General features: G+C 75.1%; 6 protein-coding genes. All 6 read right to left on the minus strand.

From position 1 onward, the window contains the following. Window positions 1-75: 75 nt before the first annotated feature. The 6 genes from IF01_RS0135530 to IF01_RS0135555 all read right to left on the minus strand — a co-directional run bounded on the left by IF01_RS0135530 (window position 76) and on the right by IF01_RS0135555 (window position 8,352). A complete protein-coding gene (locus IF01_RS0135530) occupies window positions 76-1,884 on the minus strand; it encodes a hypothetical protein (protein WP_030397754.1) in 1,809 nt (602 codons plus the stop codon). A gap of 315 nt (window positions 1,885-2,199) precedes the next feature. After that, window positions 2,200-2,856 carry a YigZ family protein gene (locus IF01_RS0135535; protein ID WP_051741704.1) on the minus strand — a complete coding sequence of 219 codons (657 nt, stop codon included), beginning with the start codon at window positions 2,854-2,856 and terminating at the stop codon, window positions 2,200-2,202. A gap of 137 nt (window positions 2,857-2,993) precedes the next feature. Next, window positions 2,994-4,286 (minus strand): DUF6986 family protein, encoded by a 1,293-nt coding sequence (locus tag IF01_RS0135540; protein ID WP_030397756.1) that lies wholly within the window; start codon window positions 4,284-4,286, stop codon window positions 2,994-2,996. A gap of 139 nt (window positions 4,287-4,425) precedes the next feature. Further along, window positions 4,426-6,105, minus strand: a complete 1,680-nt coding sequence (locus IF01_RS46315; protein WP_078880585.1) for a DUF2637 domain-containing protein — start codon at window positions 6,103-6,105, stop codon at window positions 4,426-4,428. 223 nt (window positions 6,106-6,328) lie between these two features. Beyond that, window positions 6,329-6,994: a LuxR C-terminal-related transcriptional regulator gene (locus tag IF01_RS0135550; protein WP_030397758.1), complete on the minus strand. Its 666-nt coding sequence runs from the start codon at window positions 6,992-6,994 to the stop codon at window positions 6,329-6,331. After that, entirely contained in the window at window positions 6,946-8,352 is a 1,407-nt protein-coding gene (locus IF01_RS0135555) for a sensor histidine kinase (protein ID WP_233290268.1), read from the minus strand. The genes IF01_RS0135550 and IF01_RS0135555 overlap by 49 nt, the downstream gene beginning before the upstream one ends. Window positions 8,353-8,646: the final 294 nt, after the last annotated feature.

Raw genomic sequence — 8,646 nt, forward strand, 5'->3', positions numbered from 1 at the left:
CTCGGCGGCGAACCGGGGGTCCGCCCCGCTTCCGGACATTGTCCACCGAACGGGCGCACCGGTCAGCCAAGCCTCTCAGTTGGTCCGGGTGTTGGTCAGGTGCAGTCCGATGTAGCCGACATAGATCCGGCCACTGCCCGAACAGTCGTCCAGGTAGTGCAGCCGGGGTGCGGTGCGGCCGCCGCCGATCCGCAGGTGCGCCCCCATGAAGGCGCGTCTGGACGCGTCCACGCACTCCGGCACCGGGAGCATCCGCTCGCGCTTCCACTTGGCGTGGCTGTACACCGTCCGCGACTCGCCGCGCACCGCCTTGCGGGGCGGGAAGCGGTGGCAGCCGGCCGGGGTCCGTTCGCACCACTGCTTGAAGTCGCCGCCCGCCCGGCCGCGGACCGCCGCCTCGGCGTACTCCTGGAGCGCCGTCAGACCGTCCCAGGTGAGCCGGGCCCAGCCCCCTCCGGCGCAGCGCAGTTCGTCGAGGGCGAGCGCGGCCTTCTGGTCGCCGGTGAAGGTGAGCAGCGGGAACTCGCCGAGCCGGTCCATCAGCTCGGTGAAGGTGAGCGGGATCCCGCCGTGGCCGCCGGCCGGCCCGGTGCGCCGCCGCCCGGTCCGACGGGCGGGGGCGGGCAGCACGGGCCGGGTCGGGGCGGCCGGTGCCGGGACGAACAGCGTCGGCGGGGACGGCACCGGTCCACCGCCGGGTGCGGTGCAGAGCCGGCCGACGGATCCGCGCCCCGCCCCGGGGCCGGCCGTCCGGCCGGGGAGCGGGCCGCCCGCCGTGAGGGCCTTCGGCTTGGGCCGCTCGCGACGGTGCTCCCGGCGGCCCTCGTGGCGCGCGGGGTGGGCGGGATACGGGGAGTGGGCGGGGCGGGCGCCCCGCTCGTGCTCCTCCGGCCGGTCCGTCCGGCCGGCGGGGACGGCCACCGGGGCCACGAGCACGGGTACCCGGGCCGGCACCCGCAGCGGGGGCACGGCCGCCAGTACCGCCGGCGGCGTCCGTTCGGCGGCGAGCCGGCGCGGTTCGCGGGACAGCAGGACGGCCGCGCGCCGCGGGTCCTCCTCGATCCGGTGGCGGGCCAGCACCGGGTGCCGGCGGCCGTCCCGCCGCGAGGCCGGGTCGACCTCGGGCAGATAGGTGCGGACCGCCCCGCCGTAGACGGCGTGGAACTCCAGGGCGACGTTGAACCTGGTGCGCGCCTCGGCGTCCAGCACGTACAGGGTGGCGAGTCCCGGCAGGTGCTCGCAGAGCGGGGCGACCACGTCGGCGAGCCACGCCCCGGCATCGAGGCCGGCCGGGACGCTGGCCACCATGGCGGGCATCCGGCGGTCCGGGTCGCAGAGTTCGTCGACCAGGCCGTCGACCTCGGCCGCGGTGATCGTCCGGGGAGCGGCCAGGACGGCGGCGGGCCCGTCGGCGGCGTCCAGCAGCGGCAGCAGGGTGCGGGCCGGTTCGGGCACCGGTACCCGGCCGGGCGTCCGCACGGCGCTGTCGGTGGTGCGGGTGGCGGCCTCCAGCCGGAGCCAGGTCGGGCCGGTGGGCCCGGCCGCCAGGGTGAGGGTGAGGTGGTCGGTGCCGTGCGGGGCGGGGGTACGGACCCGGCGGCGGTCGTAACGGCCCCCGGGGCCGACCGGGTCCCCCGGAGCGCCCGGGAGGGAGCCACCGTCGCGGTCCAGCAGGACCCGGTCGCCGAGCCGGAAACGCTCGGCGTAGGGAGCGGAAGGGGCGGACGGGGCGCACGGAGCGGACGGGGCGGTGGACAGCGCGGGCGGCGGGCCGAGGAGGGCGGGCGGGGGTTCCTCGCACCCCTCCTGTTTCAGCCAGGCGGCGAGGTGCTGGTCGGCCAGGGCGAGGGCGTCGGCGTACGGGAGGGCGGTGGTGACGGTCATCCGATAGGGCGCCGCAGGGCCTCCGGAGCCGGGGAGTCCGGCTCGGGCGGGCGACGACGAGGAACGTTCCGAGGTCATGCGCATACCTCCGTGGGGCGGTGGGGTCCCGTGTCCTCCATCGATGGGTCTTTGGTCCGGTTCGCCGGACCTGTGCCCAGGAAACGCCATGGCCCGGAGCGGAAGTTCCAACTCCGGGCCACGTCACTACATTCGGGTGAATCTGCTCAAGCCGGCTGTCGCACGGGACGAGAATCTGCATGGCTTCCGGCCCCGCCCCGGCCCCTCCCCCGGACCGGCCGCGCGGACGCCGTCCGCTCAGACCGGGACCTCGACGTAGGTCCGGCCCGCCGCCACCCCGACCGCCGTGCCGCCGGTCGCCTCGGCCAGCCAGGTGTGGAACGCCGCGACCTCCGGCTCCGGCACCCCCACCTCGATCCGCACCCCGGACGCCTCGTACGCCAGGTCGCTGACTGTGTGTCCGGCCGCCCGCAGGTCGTTCTCCACCCGCCCGGCCCGGGCGTGGTCGACCGTCACCGCGAGCAGCGCCACCGGCCGCCGCTCCAGCAGCCCGAGCTCGTCCAGCGCCTCCGACACCGCACTCCCGTAGGCGCGCACCAGGCCGCCGGCGCCGAGCTTGATACCGCCGAAGTAGCGGGTCACCACCGCCACCGTGTCGGTCACCCCGCGCCGGCGCAGCACCTCCAGCATCGGCACCCCGGCCGTCCCGCCGGGCTCGCCGTCGTCGCTGGAGCGCTCGCGGCGCTGCTCCTCGCCGACCACGAAGGCGGTGCAGTTGTGCCGGGCGTCCCAGTACTGCTTGCGGATGCCCGCGATGAAGGCCTGGGCCTCCTCCTCGTCGGTGACCCGGGCGAGGTGGCAGATGAACCGGGACTTCTTGATCTCGATCTCGTGCGTGCCCGCGCTCCGGACGGTCAGGTACGGCCGGGGGGTCGGCTCCGGTGTGGCGGGCATGGCGCGGCGGTTCTCCCGGAGGGCGACGAGGGGCGGACGGCGCGGCCCGGGCGGGACGACAGCTCGCCCACGGACCGCCCCGCAAGCCTACGGCGTGGCCTTCGGACCGGGCCCGAGGGGCGGGCGGCCGGCAGGGCTCAGCCGCGGCCCGCGAGCGCGTCCAGCCGGGCGCGGTCCAGGCCGGTCGCCGCCCGCACCTCGGCGAGATCGACCGCGCCGCAGTCGAGCCCGCGCAGCAGGTACCCGCTCAGCGCCCGGGCGGTCGCCGGCTCGTCCATGACGTCCCCGCCCGCCTTGGCCACGTACGCGGACAGCCGGGCCGCGGCGGCGGCCAGGCCCTCCCGGTAGAAGGAGTAGACGGCGACGTAGCGGGTCGGCAGATGCGCCGGGTGCATGTCCCAGCCCTGGTAGTAGGCACGGGCGAGCGAGCGGCGGACCAGGTCGTGGTGGAGCTTCCACGCCGCGTGCACCTGGGCGGTGGTGCCGGTCGGGATCACATTGGTGGAGCCGTCGGAGAGCCGCACCCCGGTCCCGGCGGCGGCGACCTGCATCACCGCCTTGGCGTGGTCGGCGGCCGGGTGGTCCATGCTCTGGTGGGCGGCGGCGACCCCGCACGCGGCGCTGTAGTCGAAGGTGCCGTAGTGCAGGCCGGTGGCCCGCCCCTCGGCCGCCGCGATCATCCGGGCGACGGTGGCCCGGCCGTCCGGGCCGAGGATCGCCTGGGTGGTCTCGATCTGGATCTCGAAACGGAGCCGACCGTCCGGCAGCCCGGCGCCGCGCTCGAAGTCCGCCAGCAGCCGGACCAGCGCGGTGACCTGCTCGGCGTAGGTCACCTTGGGCAGGGTGAGCACCAGCCCGTCGGGCAGTCCGCCGTGCGCCAGCAGGGTGCCGAGGAACAGTTCCAGGGTGCGGATGCCGCGGTCCCGGACGGCCGCCTCCATGCACTTGATCCGGATCCCGAGGTACGGCGGAGCACTGCCGTCGGCGACCGCGGCGGCGAGCAGTTCGGCGGCCCGGACCGCCGCCGCGTCCTCCTCCGCGTCGGGCCGGGGGCCGTAGCCGTCCTCGAAGTCGATCCGCAGGTCCTCGACCGGCTCGCGCTCCAGCTTGGCCCGGACCCGGCGGTGCACCTCGGCGAGCAGCGCGTCGTCCGCCACGCCGAGCGCGCGGGCGAGCTCGGCGGGGGTGCCGGCGTGGGTGTCGAAGGCCTCCAGGGCCTGCCGCCCCCAGCTCCGCACGGTGTCGGCGGCGAAGGCGTCGGCCGGCACGTAGACGGTGTGGACCGGCTGGCGGGTGCCCGGGTCGCCCGGGAAGCGGTGGGCCAGCTCGGCGTCGACCGGCGCCAGCAGCGCGTCCACGGCGGACCTGGCGGCGGCGGAGAATCCCGCCGCGCCCGTCGGCCCGGTAGCGCCCGTCTCGACCTGCGACATCCGTCACTCCTCACGCAAGCATGCGCGCGGGGCCCGTGCCAGGCCAGCGCTTCAACAGTTTGTTGATGCGAAGGTAGACGGGCCGGGAACGGGCGTCAATGGTCCGCCGGCGGACCGGGCGGCACGGCCGCGAGCCGGGTCAGTCCCGCCCGGAGGTGGCGTAACGGTCCCGCAGCTCCGGGTAGAGCGCCTCGACGTCCTTGGGGTGGACCGAACCGTCGGGACGGTTGCCGGCCACGCCGTACTTCTTGGTCAGCCAGGCGGCCAGCCGCTGCGGGTCCGGCTCGTGCTCGAAGGTGTCGATGTAGCTCACCAGCGCCTCGAACGCCTGCTCGGGGTCCAGCCGGTACGAGCCCGGGCGCGGCGCGGGACCGATCGGCCGCTGCGCGCGCTCGGCGAACTCCGGCGCCTCCTCCGCGGCCTCGGCGAACTGCTCCTCGGTGTAGGCCTGCTCCGCGTAACCCTGGTCGAGCTGTCCCTGCTCCGTCCGGCCCTGGTCGAGCCGGCCCTGCTCGGCGAAGCGCTCCTCGACGAACGGCGGCTCGGCGTACCCCGCCTCGGGCCCGGCGGCGGCGGCCTGCTGCTCCGGCGCCTCCGGCTGGTCCAGGTCGGTCGGGCGCGGCGGCTTGAACCACGGCGACACCTGGCCGGGCACCCGCCCGCCCTGCGCACCGTCGCTGGGGTGCCCGGTGGTCCGCACGGCACGCTCGGTCCAGACGTTCAGCTCCTCCTCCTGCGGCACCGGGGACTGCTGCGCCCCGCCTACCGGCTCCTGGGCGTCGCGCAGCCGCACGGCGGCGAGCTTGGCGAGCACCTCGGCAGGAGCGGGTTCGGGCTGGCCCTGCCGCTCCGCCTCCGGCTCCGGGCGGACCTGCCCCTGGGGCTGCGGCTGCGGACGGCCCTGCGCCGGGCCCTGTACCCGCGCAACAGCCGGGGCGGAACGGTCGGCCCGGACCGGCGGCTGCTGCCGTGCGGCGACCGGCGCCTCGGCCACGGCCCGCGCGGGCTGCCCGGCCGGCACCAGTGCGGCGGCCGCGCGGCTCTCCTGGAGCGCGCGGGCCTCCTGCGCCGCCAGGGCCGCCTCGGCCCGGGCCGCCGCCTCGACCTCGCGGGCCTCCTTCTCCTCCCGGGCCACCCTGGCGTCCTCGTCCATCCGGTCGAACACCGTCGGGTCGAGCGGCACGCCGTACTTGGCCAGCTTGAGCGGCAGCAGCGCCTGGATCGGCGCCGCGCGGCGCCAGCCGCGGCCGTAGCGGAAGCGCAGCTGGGCCCGGTAGACCAGCCGGTTCTGCTCCAGCCGGACGACCTCGTCGTAGGAGCGCAGCTCCCAGAGCTTCATCCGGCGCCAGAGCCGGAAGGTCGGCACCGGCGAGAGCAGCCAGCGCATCATCCGGACCGACTCCATGTGCCGGTCCGCGGTGATCGCCGCGATCCGGCCGACCGCGTGCCGGGAGGCCTCGACCACGACGACGAACAGCAGCGGGATGACGGCGTGCATGCCCATCCCGAGCGGGTCGCCCCAGGAGGCGGCCGCGTTGAAGGCGATGGTCGCGACGGTCAGCAGCCAGGCGGTCTGCCGCAGCGCCGGGAAGGGTATGCGCAGCCAGGTGAGCACCAGGTCCAGCGAGAGCAGGACCACGATGCCCGCGTCCACGCCGATCGGGAACGCGTAGGAGAAGGCGCCGAAGCCCTTCTGCTCGGCCAGCTCCTTGACCGCGCTGTACGAGCCGGCGAAGCCGATACCGGAGATGATGCAGGCACCTGCGGCGACCAGACCGAGCAGGCTGCGGTGGGCCTTGGTGAGCGATGGGCGTGCCATTACGTCTATCAACCCCTGGATGTCGGCTGCGGCCGTTCGCTGCCTCGGCTGCCGGTTCCCGCTTGTCGGGGCGCCGGACGGCTGAGCGACCTCCGGGCTCGGCCCACCGGAGTTTACTCGTACACCTGTCCCAGCGTTCCCGCAGCCCGCACCGTCGTCGCGACCGGCCGCTCCCCGGCTCCCCGGTCCCCCGCCGCGCGGAGCCGGGGGAGCGGGCGCCCGGTCAGGACGGCTTCCCCGCCGTGCCGTTGAGGTAGGCCAGCACGGCCATCACCCGGCGGTTCGCGTCCTCCGCCGGGGCGAGTTCGAGCTTGGTGAAGATATTGGCGATGTGCTTCGCCACCGCACCGTCGCTCACCGACAGCCGGGCGGCGATCGCCGAGTTCGAACACCCCTCCGCCATCAGCTCCAGCACCTCCCGCTCGCGCGGCGACAGCCGCTGCAAGGGCCCGGAACGACGCGAGGTGCTCTGCATCAGCTTGGCGATGACGTCCGGGTCCATCGCCGTACCGCCGGCCGCCACCCGGCGAACCGCGTCGATGAACTGGTCGGCGTTGAAGACCCGGTCCTTCAGCAGGTACCCGATCCCGCCCGTGCCGTCCGCCAGCAACTCCCGCGCGTAGAGCTGCTGGACGTGCTGCGACAGCACCAGCACCGGCAGGCCCGGAATCTCCCGGCGGGCCTGGAGCGCCGCCTGGAGTCCCTCGTCGGTCAGGGTCGGCGGCAGCCGGACGTCGACCACCGCGACGTCCGGACGGTGCGTCAGCAGGGCCTCCTGCAGCTCCGGACCGGTCTCGACCGCGGCGGCGATCGTGAAGCCGTGCGCCTCCAGCAGTCTGATCAGACCTTCTCGAAGGAGGTAAAGGTCCTCGGCGAGGACAACTCGCACGGCAGCTCCAGGGTGATGGTGGTCGGACCGCCCGACGTACTGTCGATGGCGAGGACACCGTCGAAGGTACCCAATCGCCGCTCGATCCCCCGCAGCCCGGTCCCCCTGGTGGGATCCGCGACCCCGACCCCGTCGTCCGTCACCGTGACCCGCAACCGGCCGGCCCGGTACAGGATGTCCACCCACACCTGCTCCGCGCCCGAGTGCTTGGCCGCGTTGGCCAGCAGCTCGCAGATGCTGAAGTACGCCGTGGCCTCCACCGGCGCCGCCGGGCGGTCCGGCAGGCTCACACACACCTCGGTCGGCAGTGCGCAGTCCAGCGCGAGCGCACGGACCGCGTCACCCAGCCCCCGCTCCGCCAGCACCGGCGGATGAATGCCCCGGACCAGGTCGCGCAGCTCCTGGAGCGCCCGCGCCGAGGACTGCCGGGCCTCGGACAGCAGCTCGCGCGCCGCCACCGGATCGGTCTCCATCAGGTGCTCGATCGTGCCCAGCGTCATCCCGATCGCGACCAGCCGCGCCTGGGCGCCGTCGTGCAGGTCCCGCTCGATCCGCCGCAGCTCCGCCGCCTGGTCGCCGACCGCGTCGGCCCGGGTCTCGGTCAGCTCCGCCACCCGGCGGGTCAGCTGGGCGTGCGAGGCCCGACCGTCCTTGTCCAGCACCCGGCGGGCCACCTCGGCGTACGCACGCACCGCGTACGGAGCCAGCAGTGCGCCCAGAGCGAGCAGCCCGAGCCCGAGCAGGATCGAGAGGAGCAGGGCCGCGGCACCCCTCGAGCCCACGGGCCCGTCGCCGCGGACCGCGACGACCAGGAACGCCGCCCCGCTGCCCAGGACCCCCAGCACCACCGCTCCCAGCGCGGTCGCCAGCAGCGGGCTGACCACCAGCCAGAGCATCTCGCGCCGCGTCACCGCGTCCCTCGCGGCCCAGTGCAGCAGCTGTGCGAGCCGGGCGACGTTGTGGGACCGGTGATAGGAGTAGCCCGTCCACCAGTGACCGCGGGCGTCCGCCTCCAGCGGCGGCCTGGGGGTGTACACCGCCTGCAGCTTGGTGCCGTACCAGCGGTTGAGCTGCCCCCGCGTCCGGGTGGCGGTCGGCCGCACGAACAGGCCGGCCAGTGCCAGGCCCGCGCCCACGGCGGCGATCAGCGCGACGAACACCGCCGGGTAGTAGCCGTCGAGCATCCACGCAGCCGTCGCGCCGGCGAAGAAGGACCCGAACACGGGCACCACCACGATCGGCACCGCAGCGAGCACCAGGAGGGACAACCGGGCCAGCCCGCGGCCGCCCGCAGCGAGTGCCGCCTCGGTCTGGGCGCGCACGGCACCGCCCCCGCTGATCCGACTCTCTGTGGCCACGCCTACTCCTGATTGCTGATGCCGATGCCGCAGACCGGCCCCGATCCTCCTCATACAGTGTCCCCGGACGCAGGGCCGCCGGCACTGGCCGTCCCACCCGAATTCGGGGTGGTCCTAGGTCCACCCCGCGCGGGCCCCTGCCCCAGCGGAGCCGACACGGGGCCGAATCCCCCGCGCGCCGCACCCAGCAATTCGCGGCAATTCACGCAGAACGCAAAGAACCCCCGCCGGTTTCCCGACGGGGGTTCTTCACAATGATTGTTCGGCGGCGTCCTACTCTCCCACAGGGTCCCC

The organism is Kitasatospora purpeofusca (genome assembly GCF_000718025.1).
Classification (GTDB): Bacteria; Actinomycetota; Actinomycetes; order Streptomycetales; family Streptomycetaceae; genus Kitasatospora; species Kitasatospora purpeofusca.